This window comes from Lacinutrix sp. MEBiC02404, assembly GCF_053601575.1.
This window is the reverse complement of the sequence record NZ_JBSHNV010000180.1, coordinates 1-18,129: the sequence shown is the minus strand read 5'-3', so window position 1 is coordinate 18,129 and position 18,129 is coordinate 1. Positions and strand designations below refer to the sequence as shown.

The 18,129-nt window shown below is 32.1% G+C and carries 18 protein-coding genes; 8 read left to right on the top strand and 10 right to left on the bottom strand.

Going from position 1 to position 18,129, the window contains the following annotated elements; all coding sequences use genetic code 11:
• Window positions 1-96 precede the first annotated feature (96 nt).
• Both ACVCXO_RS09300 and ACVCXO_RS09295 read right to left on the bottom strand, forming a co-directional pair.
• Window positions 97-963, bottom strand: a complete 867-nt coding sequence (locus ACVCXO_RS09300; RefSeq protein WP_452229318.1) for a hydroxymethylglutaryl-CoA lyase — start codon at window positions 961-963, stop codon at window positions 97-99.
• Between the two features lie 50 nt (window positions 964-1,013).
• A complete protein-coding gene (locus tag ACVCXO_RS09295; protein WP_452229317.1) occupies window positions 1,014-1,631 on the bottom strand; it encodes a LysE family translocator in 618 nt (205 codons plus the stop codon).
• A 96-nt stretch (window positions 1,632-1,727) separates the two neighbouring features.
• Between ACVCXO_RS09295 and ACVCXO_RS09290 the strand changes: the two genes are divergently transcribed.
• Window positions 1,728-2,642, top strand: coding sequence for a T9SS type A sorting domain-containing protein (locus ACVCXO_RS09290; protein WP_452229316.1), 915 nt, complete (start codon window positions 1,728-1,730; stop codon window positions 2,640-2,642).
• Here the strand turns inward: ACVCXO_RS09290 and ACVCXO_RS09285 are convergent.
• Complete coding sequence (locus ACVCXO_RS09285) at window positions 2,628-3,659, bottom strand: quinone-dependent dihydroorotate dehydrogenase (RefSeq protein ID WP_452229315.1); 1,032 nt, start codon at window positions 3,657-3,659, stop codon at window positions 2,628-2,630. The two genes, ACVCXO_RS09290 and ACVCXO_RS09285, sit on opposite strands and share 15 nt — an antisense overlap.
• Window positions 3,660-3,790: 131 nt before the next feature.
• On the opposite strand from ACVCXO_RS09285, the gene pepT reads away from it, so the two are divergent.
• The 3 genes from pepT (at window position 3,791) to ACVCXO_RS09270 (ending at window position 7,073) form a co-directional block, all read left to right on the top strand.
• On the top strand, window positions 3,791-5,029 hold the full coding sequence (gene pepT / locus ACVCXO_RS09280) for a peptidase T (RefSeq protein WP_452229314.1): 1,239 nt from the start codon (window positions 3,791-3,793) through the stop codon (window positions 5,027-5,029).
• 67 nt (window positions 5,030-5,096) lie between these two features.
• Window positions 5,097-5,654 (top strand): hypothetical protein, encoded by a 558-nt coding sequence (locus tag ACVCXO_RS09275; RefSeq protein ID WP_452229313.1) that lies wholly within the window; start codon window positions 5,097-5,099, stop codon window positions 5,652-5,654.
• A 93-nt stretch (window positions 5,655-5,747) separates the two neighbouring features.
• Complete coding sequence (locus ACVCXO_RS09270; RefSeq protein WP_452229312.1) at window positions 5,748-7,073, top strand: APC family permease; 1,326 nt, start codon at window positions 5,748-5,750, stop codon at window positions 7,071-7,073.
• Between the two features lie 459 nt (window positions 7,074-7,532).
• On the opposite strand, the gene yajC is transcribed toward ACVCXO_RS09270, so the two are convergent.
• From yajC to ACVCXO_RS09250, 4 genes are all read right to left on the bottom strand, one after another.
• Window positions 7,533-7,829 (bottom strand): preprotein translocase subunit YajC, encoded by a 297-nt coding sequence (gene yajC / locus ACVCXO_RS09265; protein WP_452229311.1) that lies wholly within the window; start codon window positions 7,827-7,829, stop codon window positions 7,533-7,535.
• Between the two features lie 5 nt (window positions 7,830-7,834).
• Window positions 7,835-8,407: a DUF1573 domain-containing protein gene (locus ACVCXO_RS09260; protein ID WP_452229310.1), complete on the bottom strand. Its 573-nt coding sequence runs from the start codon at window positions 8,405-8,407 to the stop codon at window positions 7,835-7,837.
• 60 nt (window positions 8,408-8,467) lie between these two features.
• Window positions 8,468-9,379 (bottom strand): transcription antitermination factor NusB, encoded by a 912-nt coding sequence (nusB, locus tag ACVCXO_RS09255; protein ID WP_452229309.1) that lies wholly within the window; start codon window positions 9,377-9,379, stop codon window positions 8,468-8,470.
• Between the two features lie 106 nt (window positions 9,380-9,485).
• Window positions 9,486-10,589 carry a Glu/Leu/Phe/Val family dehydrogenase gene (locus ACVCXO_RS09250; RefSeq protein WP_452229308.1) on the bottom strand — a complete coding sequence of 368 codons (1,104 nt, stop codon included), beginning with the start codon at window positions 10,587-10,589 and terminating at the stop codon, window positions 9,486-9,488.
• A gap of 146 nt (window positions 10,590-10,735) precedes the next feature.
• Here ACVCXO_RS09250 and ACVCXO_RS09245 point away from each other — a divergent pair, with 146 nt between their 5' ends.
• On the top strand, window positions 10,736-12,490 hold the full coding sequence (locus ACVCXO_RS09245; RefSeq protein ID WP_452229307.1) for an ABC transporter ATP-binding protein: 1,755 nt from the start codon (window positions 10,736-10,738) through the stop codon (window positions 12,488-12,490).
• Between the two features lie 140 nt (window positions 12,491-12,630).
• Window positions 12,631-13,047 carry a PUR family DNA/RNA-binding protein gene (locus tag ACVCXO_RS09240; RefSeq protein ID WP_452229306.1) on the top strand — a complete coding sequence of 139 codons (417 nt, stop codon included), beginning with the start codon at window positions 12,631-12,633 and terminating at the stop codon, window positions 13,045-13,047.
• 336 nt (window positions 13,048-13,383) lie between these two features.
• Here the strand turns inward: ACVCXO_RS09240 and ACVCXO_RS09235 are convergent, their stop codons facing one another.
• The 3 genes from ACVCXO_RS09235 to ACVCXO_RS09225 are packed head-to-tail and all read right to left on the bottom strand — an operon-like array spanning window position 13,384 to window position 15,658.
• Window positions 13,384-14,415, bottom strand: coding sequence for a lysophospholipid acyltransferase family protein (locus tag ACVCXO_RS09235; RefSeq protein ID WP_452229305.1), 1,032 nt, complete (start codon window positions 14,413-14,415; stop codon window positions 13,384-13,386).
• Window positions 14,412-15,320: a bile acid:sodium symporter family protein gene (locus ACVCXO_RS09230; protein ID WP_452229304.1), complete on the bottom strand. Its 909-nt coding sequence runs from the start codon at window positions 15,318-15,320 to the stop codon at window positions 14,412-14,414. Before ACVCXO_RS09230 ends, ACVCXO_RS09235 begins: the two co-directional genes overlap by 4 nt.
• Window positions 15,321-15,322: 2 nt before the next feature.
• Entirely contained in the window at window positions 15,323-15,658 is a 336-nt protein-coding gene (locus ACVCXO_RS09225; RefSeq protein ID WP_452229303.1) for a tRNA-binding protein, read from the bottom strand.
• Window positions 15,659-15,743: 85 nt separating this feature from the next.
• On the opposite strand from ACVCXO_RS09225, the gene ACVCXO_RS09220 reads away from it, so the two are divergent.
• A complete protein-coding gene (locus ACVCXO_RS09220; protein WP_452229302.1) occupies window positions 15,744-16,298 on the top strand; it encodes a thioredoxin family protein in 555 nt (184 codons plus the stop codon).
• Window positions 16,299-16,357: 59 nt separating this feature from the next.
• The gene (locus ACVCXO_RS09215) at window positions 16,358-17,485 is read left to right on the top strand and encodes a tyrosine-type recombinase/integrase (protein WP_452229301.1); all 1,128 of its coding nucleotides are present in this window, start codon (window positions 16,358-16,360) and stop codon (window positions 17,483-17,485) included.
• Window positions 17,486-18,129 lie beyond the last annotated feature (644 nt).

Sequence of the window (18,129 nt, the reverse complement as noted above, 5' to 3'; positions counted from 1 at the left end):
GTATAATTTTAAAAAGTGTGTGTGTTCGTTTATCTGTATAAAAGTATTGCATTTAGCACGAAACACCAAAAGCAAATTCCTATAAAATCGTTAAATTTAATGGTACTTGGTAAAGATTTTAGTGGCTTCGTTATACGCACTTTCAAAATACAAAGCATTCAAATCATGTGCTTTTTTAGTAGTTAAATACGAGAGTACTTTTTCGGTTGGCATATTACCTGTAAGTTCATCTTTTGCCATCGGGCAACCGCCAAAACCTTGAATTGCGCCATCAAAACGTCTGCATCCGGCTTTGTATGCTGCATCTACTTTCTCGTGCCATGAAGAAGGCGTGGTATGTAAATGTGCTCCGAATTCTATTTCTGGGTATTTAGGAATTAAATTAGAAAACAAATAGTTTATGTTTTCCGGATTAGAAGTTCCTACCGTATCGCTTAACGAAAGAATCTTTACTCCCATTTTACTTAACCGTTCGGTCCATTCTCCAACAATTTCTACATTCCAAGGATCACCATACGGATTACCAAATCCCATAGAAATATAGACTACAACTTGTTTGTTGTGCTTATGAGCGACGTCTAAAATATCTTGTAAAATAAGAACCGATTGCGCAATGGTTTTATGTGTATTACGCATCTGAAAGTTTTCGGAGATAGAAAAAGGATAGCCTAAATAATCAATTTCAGGATGCTCACAAGCAGCTTCGGCTCCACGAAGGTTTGCCACAATAGATAGTAACTTACTTGTCGTTTTACTTAAATCTAGTTGTGCTAAAACTTCTGCAGTATCTACCATTTGCGGAATCGCTTTTGGTGACACAAAGCTTCCGAAGTCCACCGTATCAAAACCTACTCTCAAAATAGACTGAATGTATTGTACCTTAAGTGCTGTTGGTATAAACTCTTTTATACCTTGCATAGCATCTCGAGGACATTCAATAACTTTTACGTGCTTGTTTTCCATATTAGGACCAAAGATAGAAAAGATTCGTGTTAACGAAAACGATTTAGATTTTAAAGTAATATTAAAATTGCAATTCCTATAAAAACAACAATCTGCAACCATTTTAATACTACACCTACGTTCTTATTTTGTTTGATATAATCGGAAATAGATCCTGCTAAAATAGCAATAATAGAAAAAATGATTAAGGAAACGCCCATAAACAGAAACCCTAAAATATAGAACTGTGTTATTGTACTCATGGTATCACTAAACAAGAATCCTGGAAAAAATGCCAAAAAGAAAATAGAAACTTTAGGGTTTAAAACGTTCATGATAAAACCTTGTTTAAACAACTGCATTAAGCTCTTTTTTGGCGCACTGGTATTATTAAACTCTATTCTAGAATCCCCTTTAAAAACCTTGTATGCTAGAAAAAGTAAATATAAAGCACCTAATAATTTTATTGCAAAAAACAAATTGTCGTTTGCTTTAATAATTGCAGATACACCAAAAGCTACTAATGTGGTATGTACTATACATCCTGAAATTAAACCAGCAACGGTTGCCAAACCATATTGTTTACCATTCGTAATACTTTGCATTAACACAAAAATATTATCTGGTCCGGGAGAACACGCTAACGCAGAAGTCGCTAAAACAAAAGAAAGAAGTAAATCGTAATCCAAGTTTCTATTTTTTTTTTATAAAAATAAGGTTTTAAATAGATAATCTATGCAGTAAGTATTCTAAAATAATTTCGACTATAAAAAAAAGCGAACCTCATGAAAAGAATTACACTTTTACTCTCTTTAATAGTATTAAGTATCTTTAATGATATACAAGCACAATCTATTGCTAGCTATACTATTGTTTTTTCAAGCACATGGAATGCAACAGATCATACTTCCATTCCGCCAAATGACCATTGGTCTAGATTAGTTGGTACTAATCATAATAGTAATGTTTCCTTTATAGAAGTTGGTACTATGGCTAGCCAAGGTATTGAGTTAATAGCCGAAAGTGGAACCAATGCTATTTTTGAAGATGTAGATGTACAAAATGCTATTAATGCAGGTAATGCAGAGCAATATATTTACGGTCCGTCTTTAGGTTCTGCTGCAGGAACGATTACTATTTCTGATTTGAATGTTAGTAGTGCGTTTCCAATACTTTCCCTATTTACAATGGTAGCTCCTAGTCCAGATTGGATGATGGCTATTGATGATTTAGAATTAATGGATACATCAGGTAACTGGAAAACCTCGATATCTATTCCTATGTTATATGTTTATGATGCTGGAACAGATGCTGGAACTAATTATACTTCGAGTAATGCAGATGTAAATACACCAATTTCCATTTTTGACGGCGCTAACGCAATAGCTCCTTTTAATGGAAATTCTATTGGTTCGTTAACGGTAACACTAACGAACTTGTTAAGTGTGGCCGAAGTAAATCCGTTAGAAAGTCTAAAAATATTCCCTAATCCGAGTACCGGAAACACAACGATAAGCAACGCTCCATCCATTAAAAATATAGAAATTTATAATATACTTGGAAGCATAGTAAAAAGTGTCCTCGTAGAAAACAACTCTAAAATAGAATTAAATCTAAATGCATTAAGTAAAGGAATGTATTTAGTGCGATTAACAGATGTTTCTGGAAATACAAAAACGCAAAAATTAATTTTGGAGTAACCCCTTATTTATTTTTTTAATAAGCGCAGGACCTTCATAAATAAAACCGGTATAAATCTGGACTAAGTCTGCTCCTGCTTCTATTTTTTCTAGTGCATCTTTTGCAGAATGAATTCCTCCTACTCCAATTATTGGGAATGCTTTATTACTCTTATCGGCTAAATATTTAATGACTTGTGTCGACTTTTCCTTAACTGGCTTTCCACTTACACCGCCATTTCCTATTTCGGTTAGTCTCGCTTCCGTTGCTTTTAATCCACTTCTATCTGTAGAAGTATTACTTGCAATTACACCATCTAAATTGGTTTCCGCAATAAGATCTATAATTTCATCTAATTGTCCGTTATTTAAATCTGGAGCAATTTTAAGTAGAATTGGTTTCTGTGTTTCAAACGTATGGTTCGCTTTTTGTACGGCTCCAATTAATTCTAATAAATAGTCTTTATCATTTAATTTTGCATGGCTACCAACATTTGGACAGCTCACATTAAGCACAAAATAATCTACATACGGATGCAAACCGTTAAAGCATTCCAGATAATCTTTGGTATAATCTTCCGGTTTTGTTTGGGTATTTTTACCAATATTTCCACCGATAATCACTTTCCCTTTATTCTTTTTTAATTGTGTAATTGCTGTTTCTAGACCTTCATTATTAAAACCCATTCGGTTGATGATTCCTTGATCATCTTTTAAACGGAATAAACGTGGTTTCGGATTTCCTGCTTGTCCTTTAGGCGTAACGGTTCCTATTTCTATAAAACCAAATCCGAAATTGGATAATTCGTTATATAAAATGGCATTTTTATCGAAACCAGCAGCTAATCCAACAGGGTTTTTAAAGGTTAAACCGAAGAGTTTTCGTTCTAGTTTAGCATCTTCAATAACATATAAACTTCTATACAAACTTGAAAATCCTGGGATTTTACAGGTCAAACGAATTAACGAAAAAGTAAAATGATGAATCTTCTCTGGATCGAAAAGAAAAAATAATGGTCTTAGTAGTAATTTGTACATCTATCCTTGTTTGTGCAAAAGTAATTCTAAAAAATGTGATTAACAATTTATATAAAGCGGATTAATCGTAACTTTGAACCCTAAAAGGTTATTAAGTTAGCGTACTCGAATTCTTAAAAATTATAGATATAATGATTTCAAAACAAGATATAATAAAGCGATTTGTAGGTTATGTAACAGTAGATACAGAATCGGATCCAGAAAGTGATACCACACCAAGTACAGCAAAACAATGGGATTTAGCAAATGCGCTAGTCGAAGAGCTGAAAGCTATTGGCATGCAAGATGTCACTATTGATGACAAGGCGTACATCATGGCTACTTTGCCAAGTAATGTAGACCATGAAGTACCAACGATTGGATTTGTTTCGCATTTTGATACGACTCCAGATTTTACAGGAAAAGATGTAAAACCTCAGATTATTGAAAGTTATGACGGAAAAGATATTATTCTAAATGCTGCGGAAGACATTGTACTTTCTCCTGATTATTTTGAAGATTTATTGTTATATAAAGGACAAACGCTAATCACAACTGACGGAACGACGCTTCTTGGAGCAGATGATAAAGCTGGTATTACGGAGATTATTTCGGCAATGGAATACCTAATTCAGCATCCAGAAATTAAACACGGAAAAGTTAGAGTAGGTTTTACTCCAGACGAAGAAATTGGTCGTGGTGCACACCATTTTGATGTCGAAAAATTTGGCGCAGATTGGGCTTACACGATGGATGGAAGTCAGATTGGCGAACTAGAATACGAAAACTTCAATGCTGCAGGAGCGGTTGTAAAAGTAAAAGGAAAAATTGTACATCCTGGTTACGCAAAAGGAAAAATGATAAACTCCATGTACATTGCGCAAGAGTTTATTAACTCGTTACCAAGATTGGAAACGCCAGAACATACCGAAGGTTATGAAGGTTTCTTTCACCTATATTCTATAAAAGGTGAAGTTGAAGAAACCGTTTTACAATACATAATTCGTGATCATGATAAAGAACATTTTGAAGCACGAAAAGAAATGATGCAAAAACTTACCGATGAGCTAAATGCACAATACGAACGTGAAGTAATTACCATTGAAATTAAAGATCAATATTTCAATATGAAGGAAAAAGTAGAGCCTGTAATGCATATTGTAGATATTGCGGAAGAAGCGATGAAGCAACTAAATATTAAACCACTTATTAAAGCTATTCGTGGTGGTACAGATGGTTCACAACTTAGTTATATGGGATTACCTTGTCCGAATATTTTTGCTGGAGGACATAATTTTCACGGACGATACGAATACGTTCCTGTAGAAAGTATGATAAAAGCTACCGAAGTAATTTGTAAGATTTGTGAATTGACTGCTGAGAAAAAATAATATTCCGCATTTCGTTAGTTCTTGTAAATAATCATAACATATAAAACTCAAATTCGCTTTAAAAAAAATGAAAAGAATAGTATTAACTTTTTCTCTTTGCCTACTCGCATTATTAACAAAAGCACAAGATGCAAGTGTTGAAAAATCTGTTTTTGGAGTGCAAATAGGAATTTTAGGAGCTTGGTTACACCATGAGGCCAAATTAACAAATAGAATTAGTCTTCGCAGTGAACTAGGTTTTGATACTGGTTTAACTATTAGAAGTAACTCCACAGATATTATTCTTGGAACAGCCATTTCGCTAGAACCAAGATGGTATTATAATATTAGTAAGAGAAAATCTAAGTCTAAAAGAATAGATGGCAATAGCGGAAATTTTATTTCTATAAAAACACAATATCATCCAGATCTAATCCTTGCTTCTAGTAATGACAATATTAATTTAATTAGTGATATTACCATTGTACCAACTTGGGGTATTCGAAGAAATATTGGTAAGCAATTTAATTACGAAGCAGGATTTGGCATTGGATACATTCATTACTTTAAAGAAAAAAATGTAAGAATTATAGGTGAAGCAGATGTTGCTGTTAATTTACATGCAAGAATTGGATATCGATTTTAATATTTTATAAAAGCCAAAACAAAATTGTTTTGGCTTTTTAAGTATTCTTAAAGAACAACGATTAATCTATTAAACATTATATTTCATACAAATATGAGCCAACACAGAAACAGAAATAAGAATTTAGGTTTAGCCGAATTAATAGCGATTGCTCTTGGAGGAATGGTTGGTGGTGGTATTTTCACCATACTAGGAATTTCTGTTTCCCTAATTGGAAATCTAACCCCATTTGCAATAATTATTGGTGGTTTAATTGCAGCTTTAGCGGCATATTCTTATGTGAAATTAGGGCTTTATTATAAAGATGAAGGCGCCACATATTCGTTCTTTAAACGTACCTATCCAAACTCCAATTTCTCGGCTTCTGCCATTGGTTGGTTTATAATTTTCGGATACATAAGCACGTTAGCACTTTATGCATATACTTTTTCATCGTATGCCATTAGTAGTACCGATTTTGCCGATAACATTTGGATTAGAAAAAGTGTAGCCATTGGTATTATCGCTGTTTTTACGTTTATAAATATTTGGAGCGTTAACGGAATGGGGAAAATTGAAGATTTAATGGTGTACACTAAACTTGTGGTATTAACCATTATTTCGGTAGTATTAATGACACACGGAACATCAGATTTTGGCACTTTTGTTGAAAATTTGGCTTTAGATTTAGAAAACTCTAGTATTTTTTCCATCTTAATTGTGGCATCCTTGACCTTTGTCTCTTATGAAGGTTTTCAACTAGTTATTAACGCGGTGAATGAAATGGAAAATCCCGAAAAAAACATTCCAAGAGCCATTTATAGTGCAATCACGTTAGCCATTTTGATTTACGTTGTAATTTCAATGGGTGCTTTATTTGCTATTCCTACCGAAGAAATTATAAAAAATAAAGAATTTGCTTTAGCCGCTGGTGCAGGAAATATATTGGGAAGTTTAGGTACAAACCTGGTAATTTTAGGCGCCATTTTAGCAACAAGTAGCGCAATTAGCGGAACCGTTTTTGGTTCCTCTAGACAAATGTCTGTTATTGCTAAAGACGGTTTTTTTCCCGCAATATTATCCATCCGAAAAAATAATAGTCCGCAAAATGCAATTATAGCAATGGCAACCATTTCTAGTGTTTTAATACTCGCTGGTGGATTAGAATTAATTCTAGAATTTGGTAGTGTTACTTTTCTTTTAGTTTCCTTATTAATGGCGATTGCCAATTTCAAAATTAGAGATAAAACAAATTCTTCGTATTTTTTAACCATACTTTCTATTATCGGATTAAGTATTGGTGGTCTTTTAATTTTATATTATGAATTCACAAATAATTGGCAACAAATGTTAGCCATCCTAATTTTATATACACTACTTGCTTTCGGAGCTTGGCGATTTTCAGAAAAGAAAAAGAATACACCTAAACTGGTAAATTAGATCCTTAGTATCTATATTAAAGCCTGCAGAAATAAAGGGCCAATTTAGGTTTAATTATATACTTATTAAAAAGACAATTTGTAATTAAGAGCATTGCCACTTTATCAAACGAATGGAAAAAAGGAATGGAAACAAGAGTTAATACAAATTAGAAAAACGTGAGTATTATCAAAAAATAAAACTGCATGATGACTGATCACTGCAAAATAAATAATTGAACTTAATTCTTTTGTTTGGCAAAATACTACTTGTTACTTGCATTTCACTTTAGTTACAGAAAGGTGAATCCTATTTTATAAAATTCGAAACCATTTTAAACGATATAAACAACGTCTACATCTTATTATCAAGTATAAAAATTAAAGACGCAAACTTCTATCAGAACAAAATAACTAGATACTTGAAACTAAAAAAGCATCCTAAATAGGATGCTTTTTTGTATAGAAATAAATTTATTTCTTACTTCTTAATTTCTGTTGGTGAAACGTTTAAGTTCTTACTCAATTCCAAAGAAATTGCAGAACGATCAAACTTTAACTTTCCAGCCATAGTTTCAATAACACAACTGTTATCTTTATCGTTAAGATCTGCTATTTTACCATGCAAACCACTTTTAGTAATTACTTTATCGCCTCTTTTTAGTTCGCTAGCAAACTTTTTTTCTTGTTTTGCACGTTTCATTTGTGGTGCAATCATAAAGAAATACACTACAGCAAACATTGCTATAAACGGTAAAAATTGTCCTATTTCTCCCATGTTTGTTAATCGTGGTTATGACCTTCGTGACCTGGTTGCGTACTAGACTTCATTTGTGTTGCTGCATTTGCTGCTGCAGGAATACCTTGTACTTGTTGCTTATTTGCTACAGGCGTTTTTACAGGTGCATTAGGATCTGCTTTTACAAAAGCTTTGATCTTAACAGTTTCTTTTCCTGTTTCTGTATTAGCAGTTACAGTAATCGTTTTAGAAACGGCATTTTTACCAGAACCATTATACTTTACTGTAAACTTACCTGCTTCTCCTGGAGCTAAAGGTTCTTTAGACCAATCTTGAGGTACAGTACAACCACATGTACTTTTAATATTTGTAATTACTAAAGGCGTTTTTCCTGTATTTTTATAAGTAAATACTGTTTCTACTGGAGTTTTAGCTTCAATTTCACCAAAATCATGCTCACTCTTATCGAATGTTAAAACTGGAAAATCACCAACATTAGCATCTCTTTCTGCTGCTTCTGCAACGTTTTTGTCATCAATTTTCTTTGATGCATCTTCTTTACATGAAGTAAAAGCGATTAAGCAAAATGCGCTTAAACCTAATAATACTTTTTTCATAATTCTTTTTTTAAATTGTTCAACGTTATTTTCGAACTGTAAATGTAATAAATTTTACAATTACAGCAATCCTCTACCTATTTTATTTAACTTTTTATCGGCTTCATATTCTTTCACCAACTTATCTAATACACCATTGATAAACACACTACTCTTAGGCGTTGAGTACTCTTTTGCTATTTCTAGATACTCATTAATAGTAACTTTTACTGGAATAGAGGAAAAGTTTAACATTTCACAAATCCCCATTTGCAATAATATATAGTCAATGCTTGCAATACGATCTGCATCCCAATTTTTAGTTTTTCCTTCAATTTCTGCAGCAAGAGTACTTTGATTTAAGATCGTTTTCTTTAATAAATCAATGGCAAACTTTTTATCGTCTTCATCTTTATACAAATCAGGTACAAAATAATTTGGCTTTGTGTTTTCCTTTACCTTTTTTAATAGTTTTAAAATAGCAGTATTAATTATAGGTAAATCATCTAACCAAGTTAAATTCTTATCTTCAATGTATTCGTAAAGTTTTTCGTTAGGCGCTATAATTTCTTTAAAAACATCCACAACAAAGTCTCTATCTTCTTTGAAGGTAGACGTTTTTGTTTGCATGTATTCGGCATACAAATCACTTGCTAATATTTCTCTGAAAAGAATATCTACATATTCATCATCTAACTGCCAGTTAGTGATTCTATGGTTTTCAATATCTGCTAGAAGTTCTGGGTCGTTTTTTAACAACAAAAAGACTTCGTTAAATACTAATTTCTTGTTTGGGTTTTTGTCTTCTGCGGTAGCGAGAAGCTTTTTTTGTGTTTTTTCTATGTTTATTTCCGCTTTTCTATGCACCTCAATTAATAAGGACATTAAAAGCAAATACAGGTTGTACATACCATCGATACTCTGTAATAAAAACCGCTGGTCTTTACTGAAATTGTCACTTTCGCCTCCTTTAAAAGCGTAAAGGATTTGCATAACTTTAATACGAATGTGTCTTCTATTAAGCATATAAAAAAGAACTTAGATTAAAAAAGGCGAAAGTAGTTACTTTCGCCTTGATATTATAGTGTTTTAAAAAGAATTATTTTGAATTTTCTACTTTTCTTGCTTCTATTCTACTTTTTGCAATATTAAGTGCCGCTTGATTGGTTGTTATTCCATTAGTATCTGCATTAGATAAAATTTCCAGCGTAGTATTATAGATGTTTTGTGTTTTACGCATAATTTCTTTTTTATCGTAACCTTCTAACTCTGCATACACATTAATAATTCCTCCAGCATTAATTAAAAAATCTGGTGCATAAACGATGCCTTTTTCTTGAAGAATTGCCCCGTGTTTTGCTTCTTCTGCTAATTGATTATTAGCAGCTCCTGCTATAATTTTTGCTTGTATTCTATTAATGGTATCATCATTAATTGTTGCTCCTAAGGCACAAGGTGCATAAATATCTACCGCTTCGCTATAAATATCGTTTCCGGTATAAATAGTTGCCCCGTATTTTTTGCTAACTTCTTGCAGGCGCTCTTGGTTAATATCAGAGATAATAACTTTTGCTCCTTCATTCGTTAAATGCTCCACAAGAGATTCACCAACATGACCAATACCTTGAACAATTACTTTTCTATCTTCTAATATATCGCTTCCAAATTTATATTTTGCAGCAGCTTTCATCCCCATAAACACACCATAGGCTGTTATTGGTGAAGGGTTCCCTGCTCCTCCTTTACTTTCAGAAATACCAGTTACGTAAGGAGTAACTTCACGAACTAAATCCATATCTGAAGTTTCCATACCAACATCTTCTGCAGTAATATATTTTCCGCTTAAAGAATGAACAAACTCACCAAACTTTCTCATAAGTTCTGGTGTTTTCTGGGTTTTAGCATCTCCAATAATTACCGCTTTTCCTCCGCCAAGGTTTAAACCTGTAATTGCTGCTTTAAAAGTCATACCACGAGAAAGACGTAATACATCATTTAAGGCTTCCCATTCATTATTATAATTCCACATTCTGGTACCTCCAAGTGCAGGTCCTAATACTGTATTATGTATTCCAATAATTGCTTTTAAACCTGTATCTTTGTCGTTGCAAAAAACAATTTGCTCATGATCATCGAAAGACATTTGTCCAAAAACTGGATCTATTTTTTTTAGATCATTTGCATTAATAACGTCTGAAACCATTTAATTTTAAATTTAAAGTTAGGGTTGTTGTTTTGATGATTTGTAAAAAACAACGTGCAAAATTAAACCAATATTCATGTAAACGCAACATAATTGGCATTAAATTATGAAATTGTTAAAAAATAAAATAAACACTACTCGTGTAAATGAAAGAATTACAACACTTAAATAAGTACTTTTTAAAATATAAGTTTAGTTTAATCTTTGGTATTTTTATAACTATTATATCCAAGATCTTTTTACTGTATACACCTAGACTCATTAGAAAATCTATCAATGTAGTAGATGAATATAGAAAAGGGAACATTACAGATATACAATTCGTAAAAGCAGAATTGCTTGAAAATATTCTATTTATAATTGGTGCTGCGTTAATTACTGGAGTACTTACCTTTTTTATGCGACAAACCATTATAAATGTATCAAGATATATTGAGTTTGATTTAAAAAACGAAGTCTACCAACAATACCAAAAACTGTCTCTAAATTTTTACAAAAAAAATAGAACAGGAGATTTAATGAATAGAATTAGTGAAGATGTTGGTAAAGTACGTATGTATGTAGGACCCGCAATTATGTATAGCATCAATACCATTACCCTTTTTATTATTGTTATTGGATCGATGTATAGCCAAGCGCCAAAACTAACCTTATACACGTTAATACCTTTACCAATATTATCTATTATTGTATTTAAAGTAAGTAAAGAAATACATAAACGAAGCACTGTTGTACAAGAGTACCTTTCTAAACTGTCTACTTTTACACAAGAATCTTTTAGCGGAATTTCTATTATAAAAGCCTACGGCATGGAGCCACAAACCTTTACTAATTTTGATACGCTCTCTACTACCAGTAAAGAAAAACAATTAAGCCTAGTAAAAGTACAAGCATTATTTTTTCCTACTATGATTTTACTTATTGGTTTAAGTAACTTGATCGTTATTTACATTGGCGGACAACAATATATCAATGGCGAAATTGAAAGCTTAGGTACCATTGCTGAATTTATTATATACGTGAACATGCTTACTTGGCCTGTTGCAACTGTTGGTTGGGTAACTTCTATAATACAACAAGCAGAAGCATCTCAAAAACGTATCAATCACTTTTTAAAAATAGAACCAGAAATTCAAAATAAGGTTAGCGAAGCTTCTATTATACAAGGAAGCATTACATTTAAAAACGTTTCCTTTATATATGACGACACCAATATTGAAGCTTTAAAAGATGTAAGCTTCTCTATAAAACCAGGAGAAACCTTAGCTATTATAGGGAAAACAGGTTCTGGAAAATCTACTATTCTAGATTTAATAGCTAGACTTTATGATATTAAAAACGGACAATTATTAATAGATAATAAACCAATAGATCAAGTAAACCTGAACAGTTTACGAGATAGTATAGGTTATGTACCGCAAGACGCCTTTTTGTTTAGTGATACTATTAATAACAATATTAAATTTGGTAAAGAAGACGCAACAGACCAAGAAGTGATACAAGCAGCAAAATATGCGCAAGTACACAAAAATATTATTGGGTTCACTAAAGGCTATGAAACCGTTTTAGGCGAACGCGGAATCACACTTTCTGGCGGACAAAAACAACGTGTATCGATTGCTAGGGCAATACTTAAAGATCCGCAAATATTATTGTTTGACGATTGTCTATCTGCTGTAGATACCGAAACGGAAGAGAAAATACTTAAAAGCTTAAACAAACTATCTAAGGGAAAAACAACTATAATTGTAAGTCATAGAATTTCTTCGGCTAAAAATGCAGACAAGATAATTGTTTTAGACGACGGAAAAATTGTGCAAGAAGGATCGCACGATACACTTATTGAAAAAGATGGCTATTACAAAGAGCTCTATGTAAAGCAACTATCTGAAAAAGCGTAGTCCTTTTATATTTTTCACTCCGTTATAAATTTATTATAAATCATCTGTTTAAAAATATTTATAATATTTAGTTGGTTGTTATGTATTTTTTTTTGATTTTTGGACTTCTATTAATGAAACCTTAATATAAAAACAAGACTATGGAAACCAATGGAATGATGGAGAAAGAGGAAATTTATTCTAAAGTATTAAGAGCAGGACGACGCACTTATTTTTTTGATGTTAGAGCAACAAAGGCAGGAGATTATTACTTAACAGTCACGGAAAGTAAAAAGTTTACTAATGATGATGGTTCCTTTCACTACAAAAAACATAAAATCTATATATACAAAGAAGACTTTACTGAATTCAATAGTATTTTAGCTGAAATGACAGATTATATTATATCTGAAAAAGGAGATGAAGTAATTAGCGAACGTCACCAAAAAGATTTTAAAAAAGAATATAACACCGAAGCTGTAGCAGAAAGTCCAATTGCTGAAGCAACTTCAGAAACAACGGAAACTTCGGAACCTGCAGAAAGCAGATTTACAGATGTAGATTTCGACGATATTTAATATCGAATACCATTAGAATTTTAAAACCGTCGCTTTTAGTAACGGTTTTTTTTTGTTTTAAAAACCCCTCTTTTTTAATAACAAAAATCACAATTGTAACCTGCTCCTCTCTTTAGCTAAAGAGAGGTGGATTTTCTAAAAGGAAATTCGGAGAGTTTGACTTAAAACGCGAAGCGGTTTTTACAAGCATTACAAACTCCTCTTTCTTCTAATTTTCTAAATGGAAAATTAAAATTCATTCTCCTCTTAAACTTAAGAGGAGAGCCACATACATTCAGAATTACAACTAATAAATTTGAAGAGTTGACCCAAAACGCGAAGCGGTTTTCATGTAAATTAAGCTTTCACATAATACAAAGCCAAAGTAGAAATCACCAAAACATATAAAGCAGTTACCTGCCAACCAAAGCATAAACCTAAAATCACGACAAGAATAAAAAACCAAATAGGAAATAGTGTAATATAAATCGCAAATCTAAAGGTTGCTACAAATTCAATTTCTTTAATTTTAGGTTTCACATAGTTTTTCCAAACCATAAATGGAAATATAAAATTTGCCAGAAGGATATATTTTATAACTAATTTTAAAAAACTAGTTTTAGGTTTTACGTGCTTCTGGCAAGCTTCAAAATTAGAAGCAATACATTTATTTACAGCTTCCGGATTTAAAAAATCTACTTGATTTTCTTCCAACTTGGCAATCGTTTCCTCATAATTCTCAGCAGGAATATGGGTTGTCAATTTTGAAATTCCCTGATTCACTTCCGCTTTAAGCGCATTAACTGCCTGCTTTTTATCTTTTAAAAGATAGTTTTTTGCAGCTATTGGCTTTCCGAAGAAAACAGAGGTACTATCCACAAATTGATCTGCTTTTATATAATTAACGCCAACAGGGATAATTTGCAAATCTAAATCTGGATACTTATCCAAGGTTTCGAAAACAATACGTGTAAAACCTTTACTTAGCGGTCTAACGGTTCGATTTAAATGATGGTTTCCTTCTGGGAAAATAGCAACTGCTTTATGTTGTTTTAAAATATTGGAACATGCAGAAAATATAGAATTATTGTTACTTACACTACTCCAACCATCTCTAATTCTATAAACAGGAAGCATTTGCAGACTGCGTAAAAACCTATCGACTATTGGTTTATTAAAAACCGAAGCTCGCGTTAAAAAGTAACAGAAACGACCTGATTTTGTGGCAATTAATAACGGATCGATAAGTGCATTTTGGTGATTACTTAAAAACAGCACTGGTTTGTTTTTGGGTACATTTTCCACATGATACACCTTAAAACTTTTGTAATAACAAAAAAGTCCTATTCTAATATACGTTCTTATAAGATGTAACCAAAGTAGTTTCAAATGCTTTCTTTTTTAGATTTTGAAGACCAATAAAAGGACAAACATAAACCAGAAACAATATGCCAAATCCCCCAAAAAGCGGCCATTAATGCCATTCCGCCAAGTCCGTTAAAAAAAGTAAAAATAAGTAATAAACCTAAACCAGAGTTTTGAATTCCGGTTTCTATAGCTAAGGTTTTTTGATTTTTAAAAGATAAACCAAAAGCTTTAGCAACAAAGAAACCTAAAGCAAGCGCTAAAATATTATGACTAATTCCAATAAGTAACACCTTATCGATATACTGATTAAAAATATCTAAATTGTTGGAAAAAGCAATAACAACAATACCTACAAAAACGAATATAGAAAAAGGTTTTAATATTTTGGAAAGCTTTTGTGCAAGCTCAGGCATTTTACTACGTAAGGTCATTCCTAATACTAGCGGAATACCTAAAATAAGTAGCACTAGTTTTACTAAATCGAAGAAATTTAGTTCTACATTCTGTAATAGTTGTGCTGTAGGTTGGTATAAATTTCCATAAAACTGAAAATTTATAGGCGTTAAAACCATGGCTAAAAAAGTTGCAAAAGCAGTTAAGCTAACGGAAAGCGCTGTATTTCCTTTTGCAAGATGCGTCATAAAATTAGAAATATTTCCGCCAGGACAAGCAGCAACCATCATCATACCAAGAGCAATACTAGCTTGTGGTTTTATAAACAAAATAAAAAGATAGGTTACAAAAGGTAATAGTACAAACTGCGAAAGTATACCGATTAAAACTACTTTTGGTTGCCTAAACAATTCTTTAAAGTCGTCAAGCGTTACACCAAGAGCGACGCCAAACATAACTACAGCAAGTGCTATGTTTAAGACCCAAAGTCCGTTGGAATCAAAATTAATTTTCACATCGTCTAACTCTGCCATACTTAAGCTACAGTAGTTCCGTTTTTAACTTTCATTTCCGGATTTAATAAAATAACATCTTTGTTATTTACAGCACCAACAACTAAGCATTCGCTCATAAATTTACCAATCTGTTTTTTCTTAAAATTAACAACAGCAACAATTTGTTTGTTTAGTAAATCCTCCTTTTTATATAAAGTTGTTATTTGCGCGGAAGATTTTTTAATTCCTAAAGCACCAAAATCGATGGTAAGTTGGTATGCAGGATTTCGGGCTTCCGGAAAGTCGTTCACCTCTATAATAGTACCTACTCGCAAATCGACTTTAGCAAAATCATCAAAATTTATTGTATTACTCATGCGCTAAATGTACAAAATATTGTTTTTGGATTTTAGATTTTGCTTTTTGGATTTTTATTTTTTTACATTAGTCAAAAATTAAGTTATGGCAAGAACACCATCTAATATGCTTCCGTTAGGGACTAAAGCTCCGAATTTTGAATTGTTGGATACCGTTTCCAATAAGCGATTACAACTTCAGCAATTAAAAGGAAAACGAGCAACTGTTGTGATGTTTATATGTAATCATTGTCCGTTTGTGATTCATGTAAATCCTATTTTAGTTCAAATGGCAAAGCATTATGAAGGTTTAGGTGTTCGATTTATAGCTATTTCTAGTAATGATGCGGAGAATTATCCGCAGGACGGACCAGCAGAAATGAAAGAGCACGCAAAAGATAACCAGTATCCTTTTGTTTATTTATATGACGAAACGCAGCAAGTAGCGAAAGCTTATGATGCAGCTTGCACTCCAGATTTTTATGTTTTTAATGCCGATTTACATTTAGTTTATCGCGGACAGCTAGACGATTCTAGACCTGGAAATGGCGTTGCTGTTTCCGGATTTGATTTACGTCATGCTTTGGATTGCATTTTGGATAAAACGGAAAACACAAAACTTCAAAAACCGAGTATTGGATGTAATATTAAATGGAAGTAAATCCGCTTGCTTTTGTGTAGTTTATTTTCTATATTTAAAGGTTGGTCTAAATATAAATTATGCAAGAAATCTACATTACTTTAAAACCTAAGAATTACAACTATGAAGAGCGAATTTTAATTTGTTTTGAATATAATATTGAAGTTCGAGAATATGTGAAGAAATTTCCATTAGTAAAATGGAGCCATTATTATAGCGAATATTATATTCCGTTTAGTAAAACCAATGTAAACAATTTGTATAAACATTTAAGAGCGAAACAGCATGTGGTAGACTATAGTTTGCTCATGAATAAATATCGAAAAGGAGAACAAAAACAAAATCTAAGTTTACAAGCTTTAAAGGAAGAGTTTATTTCCCCAATTAAAGAATTTGTAAAATGGATGCATCTAAGACGTTATAGCTTTAATACGATTCAGACTTACGAATCTATGTTAATTATGTTTTTTAAGTATCACCATTCCAAAAAAATCGAATTAATTACAAATGACGATTTAATAGATTTTAACACCAATTATATATTAGCAAATAATTACTCTTACACGTATCAAAATCAATTAGTAAATGCGGTTAAGCTTTTTTTTAAACAGACACAAAATTTAGAAATAGATTTAGAAACTTTAGACAGACCTAAAAAATCTCAGCGTTTACCGGAGGTTTTGAGTTTGGAAGAAGTGAAAGAAATTTTACATGGCGCAAAAAACTTAAAACACAAAACACTTTTATGTTTGCTCTATTCTTGCGGTTTACGAATTGGGGAAGCGTTAAGTTTACAGCTAAACGCTTTGGATCTAGAGCGTAAATTATTACATGTGAAAGCAGGAAAAGGAAAAAAAGACAGATATATACCATTATCGGTAACTATGATTATCCTTTTGCATAGATATTATAAAAGTTATACCCCAAAAGAGTATCTATTTGAAGGACAATATGGAGGTTCTTATTCAGCAGTAAGTGCTAGACAAGTATTAAAAAGAATATTAGCCCAAACCAAAATAAAAAAGCATGTTACATTGCATACTTTACGCCACAGCTATGCTACACATTTACTAGAAAACGGAACTGATTTAAGGTTTATTCAAGAGCTTTTAGGTCATAATAGTCCAAAAACAACTATGATCTATACACATGTTAGTACTATTAGTTTAGAAAAAATTAAAAATCCTTTTGATGATTTTGAAATTTAACCTAAATTTAGAAAAACAAACGATGTACCAATACACTACCTTTCACCTTTATTGGGTGTATAAAGATGTATTTTACAATTGTATAAGCTAGTTATGTTTAATAATCCCAGACTTCTGGAACTTCCCTTGTTCATTGCAATTAGCCCATTGTAAATTACAGAGTTTGCAATAAACTTGAATTGGAATACTGGATTTTGAGGAATAATTGTACCAACCCAAGCTTTCGATTGAAATCGGATGAGAGTTCTACTCTCAAATACGAATTTTGATTCGCATAAAGCTTGTATAAGGTAGTGAAATTTTCGGACAAAGTCAAGTATCAGAAACTATTAAAAGTTGATAACAACATATATTTACTAATACAAAGCGCTATTTGCTTCTAAAATCACGAACCATATCAGGCTTCATATAGTGCATAATTTTAAAACCATGCACATCGATCATGAAGTATCTATGTAGCGTCAGTGCTTACTACGTAATCTTGGAGATTCCCAACGGAATATCCAAATTACTAAACATAACAACGTATATATAAAATAGCTAATTGGTTGTTTAATCAATATTTTTTGTTTCTTTATAAAATATATACAAGCCGGAAAGACAAGTCATTATTTAAACGCTACTTTCCATATACGTATACGTTG

Coding starts and splice junctions, on each gene's coding strand:
- ACVCXO_RS09245 (WP_452229307.1), top strand. CDS start 10,736: ATGAAAGAATTACAACACTTAAATAAGTACTTTTTAAAATATAAGTTT.
- ACVCXO_RS09215 (WP_452229301.1), top strand. CDS start 16,358: ATGCAAGAAATCTACATTACTTTAAAACCTAAGAATTACAACTATGAA.
- ACVCXO_RS09260 (WP_452229310.1), bottom strand. CDS start 8,407: ATGAAAAAAGTATTATTAGGTTTAAGCGCATTTTGCTTAATCGCTTTT.
- ACVCXO_RS09230 (WP_452229304.1), bottom strand. CDS start 15,320: ATGGCAGAGTTAGACGATGTGAAAATTAATTTTGATTCCAACGGACTT.
- ACVCXO_RS09285 (WP_452229315.1), bottom strand. CDS start 3,659: ATGTACAAATTACTACTAAGACCATTATTTTTTCTTTTCGATCCAGAG.
- ACVCXO_RS09250 (WP_452229308.1), bottom strand. CDS start 10,589: ATGGTTTCAGACGTTATTAATGCAAATGATCTAAAAAAAATAGATCCA.
- ACVCXO_RS09270 (WP_452229312.1), top strand. CDS start 5,748: ATGAGCCAACACAGAAACAGAAATAAGAATTTAGGTTTAGCCGAATTA.
- pepT (WP_452229314.1), top strand. CDS start 3,791: ATGATTTCAAAACAAGATATAATAAAGCGATTTGTAGGTTATGTAACA.
- ACVCXO_RS09290 (WP_452229316.1), top strand. CDS start 1,728: ATGAAAAGAATTACACTTTTACTCTCTTTAATAGTATTAAGTATCTTT.
- yajC (WP_452229311.1), bottom strand. CDS start 7,829: ATGGGAGAAATAGGACAATTTTTACCGTTTATAGCAATGTTTGCTGTA.
- ACVCXO_RS09240 (WP_452229306.1), top strand. CDS start 12,631: ATGGAAACCAATGGAATGATGGAGAAAGAGGAAATTTATTCTAAAGTA.
- ACVCXO_RS09220 (WP_452229302.1), top strand. CDS start 15,744: ATGGCAAGAACACCATCTAATATGCTTCCGTTAGGGACTAAAGCTCCG.
- nusB (WP_452229309.1), bottom strand. CDS start 9,379: ATGCAAATCCTTTACGCTTTTAAAGGAGGCGAAAGTGACAATTTCAGT.
- ACVCXO_RS09275 (WP_452229313.1), top strand. CDS start 5,097: ATGAAAAGAATAGTATTAACTTTTTCTCTTTGCCTACTCGCATTATTA.
- ACVCXO_RS09225 (WP_452229303.1), bottom strand. CDS start 15,658: ATGAGTAATACAATAAATTTTGATGATTTTGCTAAAGTCGATTTGCGA.
- ACVCXO_RS09300 (WP_452229318.1), bottom strand. CDS start 963: ATGGAAAACAAGCACGTAAAAGTTATTGAATGTCCTCGAGATGCTATG.